Annotated in this window: 11 protein-coding genes; 3 read left to right on the top strand and 8 right to left on the bottom strand. The window is 41.8% G+C overall.

Annotated features, from left to right (window positions below):
* Positions 1-202: 202 nt before the first annotated feature.
* Positions 203-2,716: a hypothetical protein gene (locus OQY15_RS19400; protein ID WP_265793583.1), complete on the top strand. Its 2,514-nt coding sequence runs from the start codon at positions 203-205 to the stop codon at positions 2,714-2,716.
* Positions 2,717-2,754: 38 nt separating this feature from the next.
* Here OQY15_RS19400 and OQY15_RS19395 read toward each other — a convergent pair whose 3' ends face one another.
* From OQY15_RS19395 to OQY15_RS19375, 5 genes are all read right to left on the bottom strand, one after another.
* Entirely contained in the window at positions 2,755-4,356 is a 1,602-nt protein-coding gene (locus tag OQY15_RS19395; protein WP_265793582.1) for a S8 family peptidase, read from the bottom strand.
* Between the two features lie 58 nt (positions 4,357-4,414).
* Positions 4,415-6,295: a tetratricopeptide repeat-containing sensor histidine kinase gene (locus OQY15_RS19390; protein WP_265793581.1), complete on the bottom strand. Its 1,881-nt coding sequence runs from the start codon at positions 6,293-6,295 to the stop codon at positions 4,415-4,417.
* A 194-nt stretch (positions 6,296-6,489) separates the two neighbouring features.
* The gene (gene cobA, locus OQY15_RS19385) at positions 6,490-7,281 is read right to left on the bottom strand and encodes a uroporphyrinogen-III C-methyltransferase (protein WP_265793580.1); all 792 of its coding nucleotides are present in this window, start codon (positions 7,279-7,281) and stop codon (positions 6,490-6,492) included.
* A 115-nt stretch (positions 7,282-7,396) separates the two neighbouring features.
* Positions 7,397-7,834: an Rrf2 family transcriptional regulator gene (locus OQY15_RS19380; RefSeq protein ID WP_265793579.1), complete on the bottom strand. Its 438-nt coding sequence runs from the start codon at positions 7,832-7,834 to the stop codon at positions 7,397-7,399.
* Between the two features lie 112 nt (positions 7,835-7,946).
* Positions 7,947-8,195 carry a hypothetical protein gene (locus OQY15_RS19375; protein WP_265793578.1) on the bottom strand — a complete coding sequence of 83 codons (249 nt, stop codon included), beginning with the start codon at positions 8,193-8,195 and terminating at the stop codon, positions 7,947-7,949.
* 227 nt (positions 8,196-8,422) lie between these two features.
* Between OQY15_RS19375 and OQY15_RS19370 the strand changes: the two genes are divergently transcribed.
* Entirely contained in the window at positions 8,423-8,737 is a 315-nt protein-coding gene (locus OQY15_RS19370; protein WP_265793577.1) for a hypothetical protein, read from the top strand.
* Positions 8,738-8,823: 86 nt separating this feature from the next.
* Positions 8,824-10,152 (top strand): sigma-54 dependent transcriptional regulator, encoded by a 1,329-nt coding sequence (locus OQY15_RS19365; RefSeq protein ID WP_265793576.1) that lies wholly within the window; start codon positions 8,824-8,826, stop codon positions 10,150-10,152.
* A 3-nt stretch (positions 10,153-10,155) separates the two neighbouring features.
* Here the strand turns inward: OQY15_RS19365 and OQY15_RS19360 are convergent, their stop codons facing one another.
* Genes OQY15_RS19360 through OQY15_RS19350 form a run of 3 tightly spaced genes read right to left on the bottom strand, consistent with a single transcriptional unit; the run spans position 10,156 to position 14,202 of the window.
* On the bottom strand, positions 10,156-12,693 hold the full coding sequence (locus OQY15_RS19360; RefSeq protein WP_265793575.1) for an ATP-binding protein: 2,538 nt from the start codon (positions 12,691-12,693) through the stop codon (positions 10,156-10,158).
* 59 nt (positions 12,694-12,752) lie between these two features.
* The gene (locus OQY15_RS19355; protein WP_265793574.1) at positions 12,753-13,352 is read right to left on the bottom strand and encodes an alpha-ketoglutarate-dependent dioxygenase AlkB; all 600 of its coding nucleotides are present in this window, start codon (positions 13,350-13,352) and stop codon (positions 12,753-12,755) included.
* A gap of 1 nt (position 13,353) precedes the next feature.
* Complete coding sequence (locus tag OQY15_RS19350) at positions 13,354-14,202, bottom strand: methylated-DNA--[protein]-cysteine S-methyltransferase (RefSeq protein ID WP_265793573.1); 849 nt, start codon at positions 14,200-14,202, stop codon at positions 13,354-13,356.
* Between the last annotated feature and the right edge of the window lie 4 nt (positions 14,203-14,206).

Below are 14,206 nucleotides of genomic sequence, written 5' to 3'. Positions count from 1 at the left end.
TTAAATTTCCTCAGCCGAAAATTAAGGCTATATGGATTTAGTGATACTGCAGGGCACTTTGTCTCCTAAATCTTACATTTCCCTCCGGTTTTATTTGAAACCTTTCTGTTCATTTATAACGTATATGTGTTATATTGGCTTCCAGAAGTGGTTCTAATTAGCTATTTACCAAATGATAAACTTGTCGACTTAAAAAGGTACTATGGAATACAATAATCGGCTGGATGAGCTCAAAGGCCTGATTCTCTCAAAACTTGGTATCCGATTTATTACACCTGCAGATTGTAAGAGAATTTCGATTGAGATCAGTAAGCACCTGAACAAAAATGTTAGCGAGACTACTATCAAACGATTGTTTGGATTTGCATTGGTAAAACATAAATTTTCCACTTTCACGCTTACCACTTTAGCTGAATATGTTGACATTGCCGGGCCGGAGAGAACACAGTTGCCTGCAGTCAGCACTGACCACATCGATGAGTGGAAAGCTCTGAAAGAGAAATCCGATGCTATAACCAATTTCACGCTCAAGACCATAAGAAACCGTTCAGGCATTCCATACGACATGACGATCAGCAGGAAATTTGCTGAGCACGACTTTGATGAATTTTACAACGGAGAATTTATCTTTACTACCTTCGTTTCACAACCCGGTTACGGGAAAACGATATTACTCAGTCATCTGACCGAGAACCTTTTTTACAGACCTAATGCGGCTTACAAAGATTCTGCAGTGCTTTTTATCAAAGCATATAGCTTTTTCAATAAAGACGCCATGCACCTGCACCTGGAGGAACAACTGAAACTACACCTTCAGATCGAAACAAATGAAAATGTATTACAGTATATAGACCGCCTGCAGGGCGCACATGGCGGTAAGTTCTTTATCATCATTGATGGCTTTGCAGAACTGGTACTTAAGAAAGAGGATAAGACAACATTATATGACAGTATCATTAACCTGATCTGTTCATTGGAAGATTGTCAGCATATCAAACTGATCATGGCGATGCGTTCTACTACCTGGACAAGGTTTTATGACCGTATGCGACATTCTTCATTTCTAAAGAACAAGTGGTTTCCCGGCAACTACTTTAATTTACATGAACTTTCCAACGTACCACCCCTATCAGAAAAAGAGGTAGAAATCATCATCTCGAAGATTAATTATCTAGACCATAAAGAGGTCAATCCAAGATTAAAGGCACAATTAAAGTTTCCTTTCCATATCCAGCTCTATTATCAGTTAAAAGAGGAGGACCCAGATTTTAATTACTACACCAATATCACCTTCTACGAGCTTGTTTCACGGTTTATACAGGAAAAGATATACCGTTCGAACTACTACACCGAAAAGATCCTCTTTCTGAAAAAAATTATTCAGCTAACCAATTACGGGAAAAATTCAAACTCCGTTGAAAAAGATTCCCTGATTGCAGAGCTTTCTGCATTTAGGAATGCCTACATGGAACTGCTTTCTGATGGTATTTTAATGGAGGAGAAAAGATCTGAGGATGCACATCCCAAAGAATATGTACGTTTTCTGCATCCGCACATGTTTGAGTACTTCCTGTTTGTGGAGATTCTGGAGAAATTCCACCTGCAAGTGAGCAAGGAATTTTTCGCCTACATTAATGAGGAATATGATTACAACCAGGTGCGCTTCCAGCTATTGCAGTGGGCTACACGCTTTTTGATCAAAACCGGGAATTTCCATTCCCTGAAATCAATGTTCAAACTAAACCTGAACAGCTTTGAAACCAATTACATCATCTTGTTCATTGCTGAAGAAATTAAATACAGGTCGAAATATAATGCTGAGATCCTCAGCGTACTTGAGGAAGATAAATTCCATGAAATCATCATATCCAAGCTGATCAATCTGGATTTCATAGATTCATGTTATCCTGAGGCTGTTCTCGCGCTTGTAGATATAGCGAGGAGTAACGAACATCTGCTGATGTATTATTCCATTCTGGGGGTAATGGAGATTATCAAGCTTGATAAAGATGGAATAAAGAATATTATCGCGAAACTGAAAACGCTGGATAGCAGCAAATGGATGGTTAATCCGGCGCATGCTCTCGAAATTGTCCTCGCCAAGCTTAACGGAGCATCAATGCAGCATGAGCAGCTTCTTCAGCAAATAGAAGCATTCAAGGAAGGCGAAAATCCTTTTCAGGTAAATGAGAATCAACAGATGGATACCCGTGAGGGAGTGACTTATGTTTTAATCATCCTGGTCAACATTTTCCTGGGTGATGCCCCATCGGCGAGGAAAATCATTGAGAACATCGTAAAGCTGCATCCCAAGGAAATTAAGAAGAAAAGCAATTTTGACCTGTACATTCTGAGTTTATATGGAATCTATGGTGCCAAGTTGCATCCCGGCAGAAAGACAAACCAGATAGAGAATATTATGGTTAACTTGTCCAACAGGAGCAATTCAATTTTAACAAAATACCAGGAGTCCATTTTAATGATGTTCCAGGCGGAGCAAGCTTACTACCGAAAAGAATATTCTCTTGCAATCGACTATGCAAAAGAATGTTTGTTGCTCTTTAAAAGAAATGATGTGGTACTGAACGCGATGTTCATCTTTAACCTGCTGATCATGATTTATACAGATCTAGAGAATTATGACCTGGTTAATGAATATAAATACGAAAAGCTATGTCTGCTGGATGAGCAGCAACTATCAAGACAGTTATTTTAAAGCCGTCATGCTTATTTCGCATGACGGCTAAATAGTATTTATTTATAGGTAGCAGCAAGCTTTAATGCTTCATAGGCATTAACAATCCCACCAGTGATACAGATATCAGCGAAAGGCACAGTTTGAGGTGCAGTACCTTCTTCTCCTTCGATCTCGATATCGTGATTAACTTTCACCACAGATTTCATGATAATATCTTTCACCTGTACGGCGGTTAGCTTAGGATAGTAAGACCTGATCAGCGCAGCCAGACCGGCTACTACAGGTGAGGCCATACTTGTACCATTGTAAGCCTCATATTTACCGTCCGGCACAGTAGAATAGATCTGTACGCCCGGAGCGAACACATCTACAGTAGTTTTACCATAGTTGGAGAAATCAGCCTTCAGTGTTTTATCGTCATTAGGCCCTGAAGCACCAACCACCAGGTAAGAAGAAGCAATACCTCCGTCTTCGTAACGACGGCTCGGGAAGCTTTGTTCTACATCAAGGTTTTTGTTGTCGTTACCCGCAGCCTGTACCAGGAGAACGTCTTTAGACACTGCATATTTCACAGCTTCATCTACAGTTTTTTTATCCCATGAATAAGCCTTACCAAAACTCATGTTTACCACCTTGGCCCCGTTATCTACGGCATAACGAATAGTATTGGCAACATCCTTATCTCTTTCATCGCCATTTGGTACAGCACGTACGCCCATAATCAGTACGTTATCAGCAACACCCAGAATACCTATGGTATTGGTGCGGTCAGCACCGATAATTCCGGCAACATGTGTTCCATGGCTGGCATCGGGTCCTTTTACGTCATTGCTTCCATAGTTCTTTTGTTTGCTGTCAGCATAGTTATCACCAACAAACTCAGGTCTGGGATCAAATTCAAGGTTCAGGTTATATTTAAGCTGATCTTCGTAATGATCTAATCCTTTAACAATTTGTGATTTATAGAAGGCCTCAAAGCTTGTGTTTTGCAACTGGGAAACCATGATTTTTTTCAGACGGTCTTCCATGGCAGATTCAGCTTTGACATTCTGGAAGTCTGCAACTCCGGGATTCTCCTTACCCATTTTTTTTACCATGGCATCCAGCACGTTCTTAAGTCCGCCGATGTTTGCCACTGCACTTTTAGCTTCTTCGGTTTGTTTTTCGAAGTCTATTTTTGCTTTGAGGTATTGTGTAAAAGCCGCAGAGTCTGCAGGTTTTACTGTAGCAGCAGTTTCATTTTCAAATTTTGCTTTGTCCCTGCGCAGGATTCGTGTAAGTTCCAGGGTTTCCTGATTTACAGATCCCTTTGCAGAACCTAAAAAGTTCCAGCCATTGACATCATCAATATAGCCGTTTTTATCATCATCCTTGCCGTTACCTGCTTTTTCTTTTTTATTTACCCATATCACTCGCTTAAGGTCTTCGTGATTAATGTCTACACCTCCATCCAGTACACCAACTACGACGGGAGAAGATTTCTTACCTTTTAATAATTCAGCATATGCTCTTTCTGTGTCTATACCAAAAACACTATCCTTTTTCAAATCCAGGTTTTGCCAGTTTTTCTTTTGTGCAAATGATTGAAATCCAAGTCCGGCAACAAACAAAATGCTCAATGCCCCCTTCAATACAATTTTATTTTTCAGTTTATTCATATTTTATTTAGTCAATTAGTTTTTAAACGCTGATCAGCAAAAATAGTTGTTTTGGAATCTATTTTCTCTTTAGCACGAAAAAGAAACTGGAACCTTCCCCGGCTTTGCTCTCCACCCAGATTCTGCCTTCGTTTGCAGTTACAAATTCCTTACTGATGACCAGTCCCAAACTGGTACCTTTCTCATTATTTGTACCTGAGGTACTTACGTTATTTACACTAAAAATAGATTCCAGACGCGAAGGCTCAATACCCACACCGGTATCTCTCACCTCAAAGATCACCTGGTCATCCTGGTAAGGCTTTACCGATATATTAATCTTACCTCCCTCTGGTGTAAATTTTATGGCATTTGACAGGATATTACGGATCAGGAAATCCAGATGGTCCCCATCACAAAAAACTACGATATCCGGTACAGTCTCCTGTTCGATAGTAATAGATTTCTGCGCAGCTGCTTCCCCAAGCAGAGACAGGTTTCTGTTTATTACTTTTGCTGGTAAGATATCGGTCTGATTGATCATTACTCCTTTCAGTTGCATCTGTCCCCACCGCAATAGCAAGTTAAGGGTATCCAGAGAGGCATTACACTGTGTTTCAAGCTTATTGAGCATCGCGGCCTTCTCCTGTTCATCAAGCCAGCCCCTGTTCACCAGCCCCAGCAGATTGAGTATTGAATTTAACGGGCCTCTAAGGTCGTGCCCGAGAATTGAAAAAAGCTTATCCTTAACGGTGTTTGACTGTACAAGGTCTGCATTAACTTTGTTCATTAACCTGTTTAGGTTTCTGATTTTAAAAAAATAGGCTCCAAGAATGAGCAAAAGTGTGATGCTGCCAAAGATCATCCATGACAGCGCTCTCTTCTCTAGTTCCTGTTCATTGTTCTGAAATTTCAGCTGTTCTACCCTGGCCTGAGACTTAGTGAGTTCATATTGTGCCTGCAGGTTTGATATCTTTGCAGAGATATCCTTGAAGTAAAAACTGTCAGCAATACTGTACTGTTTCGTCTTCGCCTCATAGGCAGCTTTAAAGTCCCCTGTTTTCTCATTGAGTGCCGCAATATGCGCTAGTGCTTCGAGGATTTGTTTATTCGCTTTTTTATTTTGACCAAGGTTAAGCGCCTGATGCAGGTATCTTAGTGATAATTTAGGATCAGTTGGCTCATAGCTTTCTGCAAGGGCCATAAGGCTTTGAAATTCCCGGATAGTGTTGTGAATGTTCCTGGACTTTTGCAGGGCTCCTTTCTGAAGTTCAATCGCTTTGGATGTAGCACCTGACTTTGCGTATACCTGTGCAAGTCCGTTGGTGAGTGAAATATTTAAGCCCATCATCTCAGGATAATCACTTTGTGCAATTCCCTTTTCAAAATAGAAGATTGCCTTGGGATAATCACCCATTTCCCGGTATGCAGTACCAAAATTGAGGTAGTTGTTTAATTTTAAACTCGAAAAGGGAAGCTGGTTGCCGATGGCTTCGGCTTTTTGATAAAAAGAAATTGCCCGGTCGTAATTATGACGGAAGGCATGTACTTCACCAAGGGTGACATAAGATTCCATTATGCCGCTCTTATCATTACTTTTTTCGCTTACTTTTAATGCCTGCAGAAAATAAGTAAGCGCAGCTGCCGAATTACCTTTCCTGTTTTCTACCACCCCGAGGCGGATGTTTTCTTTAATTATCCCTTTAGGATTGTTTAGCCTTTTATAGATCTCCAGCGCCTCGAGGTACCTTTGTCTTGAAGATTCTGCATTTCCGGTATTGTCATCTATCATCCCCATCTGGTTCAGCATTCTGGCAATCCCCTCTTCATCATTATTCTTTTTGGCAAGTTTCATCCCCTCGCGGACATAAAACAAGGCAGAATCTGGTTTATCATACCGGTAACGCGTCACCAGTTTCTCGTATGCAGCGATATCTAATCCCGGAACAGCTGACGACAAAGGTTTTTGGAAGCAAAAAAGGAATTTGGAGCTGAATGCCAGAAAAAAACAGACGGAAAGCGCACGGAAAAGGGACATATGTATGGTTACCAGAGGCAATAGGGTAGGCCAAAGATAGTGGTTTAGCTTAATTTAAATGCAAAAAGCCGGGTAAAAACCCGGCTTTAGCAACAAAATTAAGATGTATATATTTTTTAATACTCTTCTGAAAGTACCGCGTAGAAATCTCTGATTCTGGCGAAAGCTGGATGCACTGAAACTACATCACCAAACACTAATAGTGCCGGCGAAGAAATATGATGATCTTCGATGAGCTCTGCAATAGTATCCACCACACCAACAATGATGTTTTCGTCTTTACTTGATCCATTCTCAATTACTGCAACAGGTAGTCTGTCCTTTCCTTCTTTAATGAAGATTGCAGCAATTTCTCTGATCTTTTCAATACCCATCAGTACGACAACTGTAGCATTTGATCTGGCAGCACCGGTTAGGTCAGCCGAAACTTCTCCTTTTGCATTTGTTCCTGAAAGCACCCAGAAACTCTCACTCAGATCGCCATAGATCATCGGTATTTTATGCAGCCCCGGTACGCCTGTGGCGCTTGAAATACCCGGAATGATTTCAGTTTGGATGCTATATGATTCTGCATAATCCACTTCTTCAAAGCCCCTTGCAAACACAAAAGGATCGCCGCTTTTAAGACGCACTACATGCCCATAATTTAAAGCATAATCAATCATTAGTTTATTTACGGCATCCTGTGAAAAAGATTCATCATCAGAACGGCCTACAAAAATCTTGATAGCATGTTCAGGTGCATGGTTTAATAAAGCACCGTTAACTAATGCATCATACAATACCACATCGGCTGTGTTAAGCGCCTTAACTCCTTTTAAGCTAATTAAATCAGGATCTCCGGGGCCAGCTCCAACCAATGTAATACGTGGTTCCTGGATGCTGTTTTTTGTTTTATTTAAAATCATAACCGAAATTTTAAGGGGTGTATATGTATGTTTAGCAATACAAATATACAAAGTCTATTGAATAAGTAGTCTTTATTTTTAAAATAATTTATTCAGCCCTCAAAAACGGATCCGTTTAACTGATCAGGTCGTCCAAAGTTTCCCTGGCTATTACATCTGCAACGGAAGTTCTGGACAATACTTGTAAGGTGGCGTCTCTTACATCAATAAAAGTTTTTCTAATTCCACAAGTTTTTTCGTCATGACACTCATCGCATTTGCGATAGAACTTTAAACTTGCGCATGGAACCATGGCAATAGGGCCATCGGTGATTCGTAGAATATCCGCCAGGTAGATGTCTGCAGCATTTTTGTTGAGGCTATATCCTCCACCAGCTCCCTTTTTGCTATACAGATAACCTGCATTACGCAAGTCTAATAATATCTGTTCCAGAAATTTCCGGGGTATCATCTCCTGTTCTGCTAATCTAACGATCTGCATTGGAGGGTTTTCTACGTTTTTGCCTAAAGCCACCAGTGCTTTAATGGCATATTTTGTTTTCTTAGACAACATATTGGATGCAAAGCTAAGAAAAGATTTAGGTAATGATAAATGCTAAATATTTACTTAGTAAAAAGTTACGGGGATCAAACAAAATTCAACCCCCTGAATGAAAGGATTATTGTTATTCTTTGATAAACTCTTCATAGAAATCCCCGGGAGCTTCGTTATCGGCAGATGCGTCATTTTTAACTGTTGCCAGTAAGGCAATCAGTTTTTTCTCCAGCCTTTCATATTCAGCACGGTGCAACTCCGTCCGGTCGGGCACAGACTGCTGAGGATCAACCAGTGAAGATACTTTAGATTCCAAGTAGGAGTTATAAGTTTCGGCAGTTCTGTCTGCCAGGTCATAAAGAAGTTCTTTGTAAGTCATAGTTGTACATTTATAGATAGCTATATAACGCTTGCTGTTTGATTTTGTTCTTGCGGATTTTGCTCCTGTTAGGGACAGACTGTAGAGAAAATGGACAGCATTTTTGATAGTCTTAAACCACAATAAACTGATTCATAGTTAGTTTACACTATTCTGGCACGATGGCATTATTTTCATACTTATAACATCAGAATTAAAACAGTAATTTTTAAATAAACGAACACACTATGAAAAATTTCATTTTATCAGCAGCTATCTTAGCATTCGCAGGCGTATCTACAGTTAAAGCAAATGAAATCATCACACCAGTAACCATTGCCTTACAATCAGACAGTACTGCGGATAAAGTTCCTGTTAAACTGGAAGAATTACCTGAAGCAGTAAAAACAACTCTGAAGGCAAATGCTTACAAAGAATGGACACCAACAACAGCATTCATAATCACAAAATCAGATAAATCAACCTTCTATCAGGTAGATGTTAAAAAGGGAACTGACATGGCTTATTTACAGCTTAGTAAAGATGGGTCGATCATCCAATAAATAAAACTAAACACAAATTATGAAGATATTAAAGCCGGAAATCCTCCGGCTTTTGTATTTTTGCCATTATATCAAAGCAGATACCTATGGCGAAAATACTTATTATTGAAGATGATCTAACTTTCTCACAGTTGTTAGAGGGCTTTCTTAAGAAGCATGGCCATCAGCCATTTATCGTTCATGATGTTAAAAATTCTTTCAAAATATTAGCTCAGGATACCTTTCAACTTTTACTGGTAGACTACCGCTTGCCAGATGGTACAGGCCTCGAAGTACTTTCTCACGTTCGTGAAAAAGGCTTTAACTATCCGGTTGTTATCATGACAAGTTTTAATGATGTGCGTACAGCCGTTAAATCAATTCAGCTGGGCGCGATAGATTATATTACCAAACCTGTTAATCCTGATGAGCTCTTGATGACCATTGGTGGGGCATTGGAGAAAAAAACCGAAAGCGCGACCAAAGCTACGGTAGAACATGCCGACTTTATCAAGGGTAAAAGTGCTACAGCTGACAAACTTTATGCACACATAGACCTGGTAGCACCAACAGACATGTCGGTCATTATCCAGGGAGAAAGTGGTACAGGCAAAGAATATGCTGCCCGGACACTACATACTCAAAGTAAACGAAGTGCAAAACCATTTATAGCGATTGACTGTGGTGCTTTGTCGAGAGACCTTGCAGCTAGTGAACTGTTTGGACATGTCAAAGGCGCATTTACTGGTGCAGTAAATGATAAGAAAGGACAATTTGAGGCCGCAGAAGGGGGTACTCTTTTTTTGGATGAAGTGGGCAACCTGAGCTATGAAGTGCAGGTCAAATTACTGAGGGCATTACAGGAAAGAGTGATTCAGCCTTTAGGAAGCACAAAAAAGATCGCTGTGAATGTCCGTATCATAACGGCAACAAATGACGACCTGCTGAACAGTATTCAGAACGGAGAATTCCGCGAAGATCTTTATCACCGTTTAAACGAATTTAAGATCCTTCTTCCTGCATTGCGGGACCGTGGTCAGGACCTGGAACTGTTTATAGACCATTTTATCAGGCTTTCAAATGAAGAGCTGGACAGAAATGTACAAAAGCTTTCAGCGCCTGTACGTGACCTGTTGCTGAATTACGACTGGCCGGGGAACCTTCGCGAATTAAAAAATGTGATCAAAAGGATGGTATTGTTAACGCCAACTGACACTGCTAATCTGGAGGCTCTTCCGGATGAGATGATTCTGGCGATCAAACAGGCTCCAAAACCTACAGGATCGGATCTGAAAGCCATCAATGAAGTCAATGAGAAGACCCTGATTATCGAAACGCTGATCAAGGTTAAATATAATAAGTCAAAAGCGGCTAAAATGCTCAACATCGACAGGAAAACGCTGTATTCCAAAATGGAGCGCTACGAAATCGAATAGAATCTAACCGACCTTTAAGTTGACAAGCTGCATCAGTAAGCCAAGCCTGCTGATGCAGTTTTCCAGCTTTTGACGGTGCAGCGCTGTAATTGTATCTGCCGAAGCGAGTTCTATCTCCATCAGCCTGAATTCTGCAGCCAGCTTGGCGGAGCCCATCTGCGCTGTTCTGCCAGCAATCCGGTGAACAATAAGCCTTGCGAGAGCAAGATCATTTGCAAGTATGCCTTGTTGCAGCTCTGCAATATCATTTTCGCAATCTTCCTTAAACCTGTTCAGGATATTTACCAGAAGTTCCTGATCCCCGAATGTCATTTTCTCCACTACAGAAGTGTCCAGAGTGATGTCTGAATAATCAGCCTCTTTAACGTCATCAGCCACAGATTCCTTAATTACCGGGATGTCCTTGTCCTCTGTACTGAATACAGCAAGCAAGTCATTCTCACGGAAAGGTTTCATGATCAGGCCGTCAAACCCCTGCTCCAGCACAGCTTCCAATTCTTCAGGCAGAACCTGGGCTGTCATTGCATAGATTTTCACATCTGCCGGGATCCTTGCTCTCATCTGATGACATAACTCTGTACCAGATATTTCAGGCATGCGCATATCCATCAGCATGAACTTTACCGCCGGGTCCCATTCCGCAGCAAGAACAGCCGCCGGTGAGTTAAAGCATACATGAGGAATTTGTTTTTTAGTAAAGATGATCTCACAAAGATCGAGGATCAGTTGGTCATCATCCACTACCCAAACTTTATCCTTGGTATTGAGTTTCTTTGCGGCTACAGGCAACACTTTTTCTACCTGCACCGAGTCGGCTACTTTAAAAGTGAGATAAACAGTAAACGTACTGCCGGCACCAGATTTACTTTTTACGTAAATACGTCCGTCCTGATTCTCTATCAGAGATTTAATGATCGTTAAGCCAAGGCCGGCACCAGCCTTATTGATCACCTCTTTGTCTGCAGAATCTATCTGCTCAAATTCATTAAAGATCCTGCTGCTCTCTTCTTCTGTAAATCCTATCCCCGTATCTTTTACCATAAAGGTGAAATGAAGGTTCCCCAGTTGCCGTTTGTAATAAACCGTTAAAACAACTTCTCCTTTCTGAGTAAACTTTACGGCATTGCTGAGCAGATTATACAGGATCTGTTTTAGCCTGAAGGCGTCCCCCTCAACAAACTCAATACCATGCAATTCTATAGCTGTACGCATCGTCAGGCTTTTCTGTTCTGCCTGTGGTTTCATCACAGACACAACTTCTTCCAGTAGCTCTTTAATATTAAAAGGTTTTCGCTGGAAAGTAAATTTCCCTGAAATGATGCGGTTATAATCCAGGATCTCATTGACGATCTGAAGGAGATGTTCCGAAGAATGATAGATGGCTTCGATATCTTTGTGCTGGGGCCGCTCCTGGTTTCTGATGATCTCGGCATAGCCGATGATCGATTGTAGCGGGGTCCTGATCTCATGGCTCATATTGGAGAGAAACCGCTGCTTGGCCATACCATGATATTCGGCCTCATCGCGGGCAGCTTCAAGTTCCTTCCTGTAAAGGTTGCTTCTGGTGATATCTGTAAGAATCAGGTATAACAAGATGATAGTAAGTAAAAAAAAACCGATCATAATCCAGCTTATTCTGGTAATACCCGTATTGACCACTGCTTTGGCTGATATGCCATTCTTCTCAATCTGGGTGACCACTTCGGCTTCTACTTTCCTGAGGATATCAAGCATCTGGCGCGTCAGTGCATCGTTAGCGTTTGCTAAAACTGCCTCTCTATCTAAAAAACGGGCACTTTTGAGCTGCTGTTCTGTCGCAATGCTACGCAATGATTTTTCAAGTCCTTTAGCAATGATGGTTTCTCCGGACAAGGCAATGGTATCGCGCTGTATTTTCTCTTCGTTAGTTACCTGATAGGTCTTACTCTGTTCTTCCGGATCGCTTTTCTTACTGAAGATCCTGCTCAGGAACCCTTTCCGCTTTGCAGTCTCATCCACTGGCAAAATGGTGACTGTAGAGGTCTTTTTTTCTGTGGTTACAATTGTGCTGTCCTGCTGTTGCGGAGGACGGTTTACCAGCGCATTCAACTTTTGTACTTCTTCTGTGAAAGATTTATTGTTGACCAGTCCTTCGCGGACTTTCAGGTAGTTGACAAACTGTTTATCTCTGGCAACGAGCAGCTTCTGAATAGATTTGATTCTGTTCAGCTGTATCAGGTCAGTGCTATACATCCCTGCCAGTGAATCAAGCAGTAACCTCAGCTGACGCGAATCTTTCAGGAAACCGTTGTACTTCCCGGGAGAATTTAATGCCGTTGTTCTCTGCTGCTGGTCCAGACTGGCTACCTTTCTGGAAACCTGGTTCACGAGGCGTAATTTTGCATTTGGCGTAGAAATGGCATCTACCGTATCCAGCATTTCATTAAAGGCGATTTTACTTACTCCCCACGCCAGAAACAGGGCGAAGAAGGCGAGTACAAATCCAGTAATAATTTTGCCTTTGGCCGCAGCTAAAAAACTCTTCTCGGAAACATCTATCATGTGCAGTATCGGGTATGAACTGTAAAGATAACAATGATCAGCGCAATTTGTGTGGCCTCCTAAATCATGGTCCGAAAGGTGAGATTGATCCTGGGGCGGGTAACTTTTGTGGTTTTAGGTAACTGATGGAGCCAGTTACTTTGCGTGGCGCCTTTCATCAGCAGCAGGCTCCCGCTTTCCAGCATCAGCGAAAGGGTATGTTTGCTCTCCCTGTGTTTGAAGGCAAACTTCCGCTCTGCGCCAAAACTCAGAGAGGCTATACTGGTATTTTTTCCCAGGGATTTTTCATCATCACTGTGCCATGCCATTCCCTCATTACCATCGTGGTATAAGTTGAGCAGGCAGGAATTAAATGCAGTTCCGGTCTTTTGTTCAGTAAGCTGTTTCAGGGCGAGCAATTCAGGTGTCCATTCCAGCGCCTGCTTGGTGATATTGGAATAGGTATATGAATAGTCGGAATCACCATACCAGGCAACTTTTCTCTTTGTGATGATATGTCTTCCAAAGATGACGGCTTCGTCATTCTTCCAGGCAATGTCATCCAGCAATTTCTGCAGGTAATACTGTGCATCCGTATCAGACATGATTTTGCCGTAATAATAGCTCTCACCGTCATATGGTAATAAGTTAGCGGTCCCGCCGGTATTAAATAAGTTCATGCTAATGATTGTTTTCTAGCTGTGCAGCTTCCCAGCCGATCATAGCCTGTTTGCGGATGCTGCCCCAGCGGTACTGTCCAAAAATACCGGTTGACTGGATTACACGGTGACAAGGTATTAAAAAAGCTACAGGATTTGCCCCTACTGCGGTGCCCACTGCCCTTGAAGCAGAAGGAAGTCCAATACTCCCGGCAATAGACCCGTAGGTACTCAACCGGCCCAGGGGGATCTTCAACAGTGATTCCCAAACTTTTAACTGGAAATCAGTTCCTTTGAGATGCAGCTTAAGTTGTTGGGGCTGTGACCAGTGTTGGACGAAGAGCTGCAGTACCTCCTGCTGAAATGTATCTGTCTCCTGTTGATATTGCGCCCGCGGGAACTTTGCCTTCAGGCTGCCAAACTCGGCATTCTCATCCTCATTTAAAGCAATATAGCAGATACCCTTGGAAGTAGAGGCGATCAGGGCCCTCCCGAAAAGTGTATCTGCAAAGCTGTAATTGATATGTAGTTGCTCACCGCCATTTTTGTACTCTCCCGGGGTCATCCCCTCAATATTGATGAACAGGTCATGCAATCTTCCTGTGCCTGAAAGTCCGCTTTCGAATGCGGTATCAAAAAGTGTAGCCTGACTATCTTTCAGCATTTTCTTTGCATGTGCAATGGTGAGGTACTGCAGAAATTTCTTGGGGCTTACTCCAGCCCAATCTGTAAAAAGCCTTTGAAAATGAAAAGGACTGAGATTCACCTTCTCTGCAATTTCATCAAGCCCTGGCTGCGTTTTAAAATTCGTATTGATATAATGAATTGCTGAGGCAACTCGCCCGAAATTGGTTTCTTCCTGACTGTTCATATCC

The sequence above is a fragment of the Pedobacter sp. MC2016-15 genome (assembly GCF_026239695.1).
Lineage (GTDB): Bacteria > Bacteroidota > Bacteroidia > Sphingobacteriales > Sphingobacteriaceae > Pedobacter.
The sequence above is the reverse complement of the archived record's forward strand: the minus strand, read 5'-3'. Positions and strand labels throughout refer to the sequence as shown.

Bases quoted from the DNA above. Each gene is read 5' to 3' on its own strand.
- OQY15_RS19350 (WP_265793573.1), bottom strand. From the start codon at position 14,202: ATGAACAGTCAGGAAGAAACCAATTTCGGGCGAGTTGCCTCAGCAATT.
- OQY15_RS19355 (WP_265793574.1), bottom strand. From the start codon at position 13,352: ATGAACTTATTTAATACCGGCGGGACCGCTAACTTATTACCATATGAC.
- OQY15_RS19380 (WP_265793579.1), bottom strand. From the start codon at position 7,834: ATGTTGTCTAAGAAAACAAAATATGCCATTAAAGCACTGGTGGCTTTA.
- OQY15_RS19400 (WP_265793583.1), top strand. From the start codon at position 203: ATGGAATACAATAATCGGCTGGATGAGCTCAAAGGCCTGATTCTCTCA.
- OQY15_RS19360 (WP_265793575.1), bottom strand. From the start codon at position 12,693: ATGATAGATGTTTCCGAGAAGAGTTTTTTAGCTGCGGCCAAAGGCAAA.
- OQY15_RS19375 (WP_265793578.1), bottom strand. From the start codon at position 8,195: ATGACTTACAAAGAACTTCTTTATGACCTGGCAGACAGAACTGCCGAA.
- OQY15_RS19365 (WP_265793576.1), top strand. From the start codon at position 8,824: ATGGCGAAAATACTTATTATTGAAGATGATCTAACTTTCTCACAGTTG.
- cobA (WP_265793580.1), bottom strand. From the start codon at position 7,281: ATGATTTTAAATAAAACAAAAAACAGCATCCAGGAACCACGTATTACA.
- OQY15_RS19395 (WP_265793582.1), bottom strand. From the start codon at position 4,356: ATGAATAAACTGAAAAATAAAATTGTATTGAAGGGGGCATTGAGCATT.
- OQY15_RS19370 (WP_265793577.1), top strand. From the start codon at position 8,423: ATGAAAAATTTCATTTTATCAGCAGCTATCTTAGCATTCGCAGGCGTA.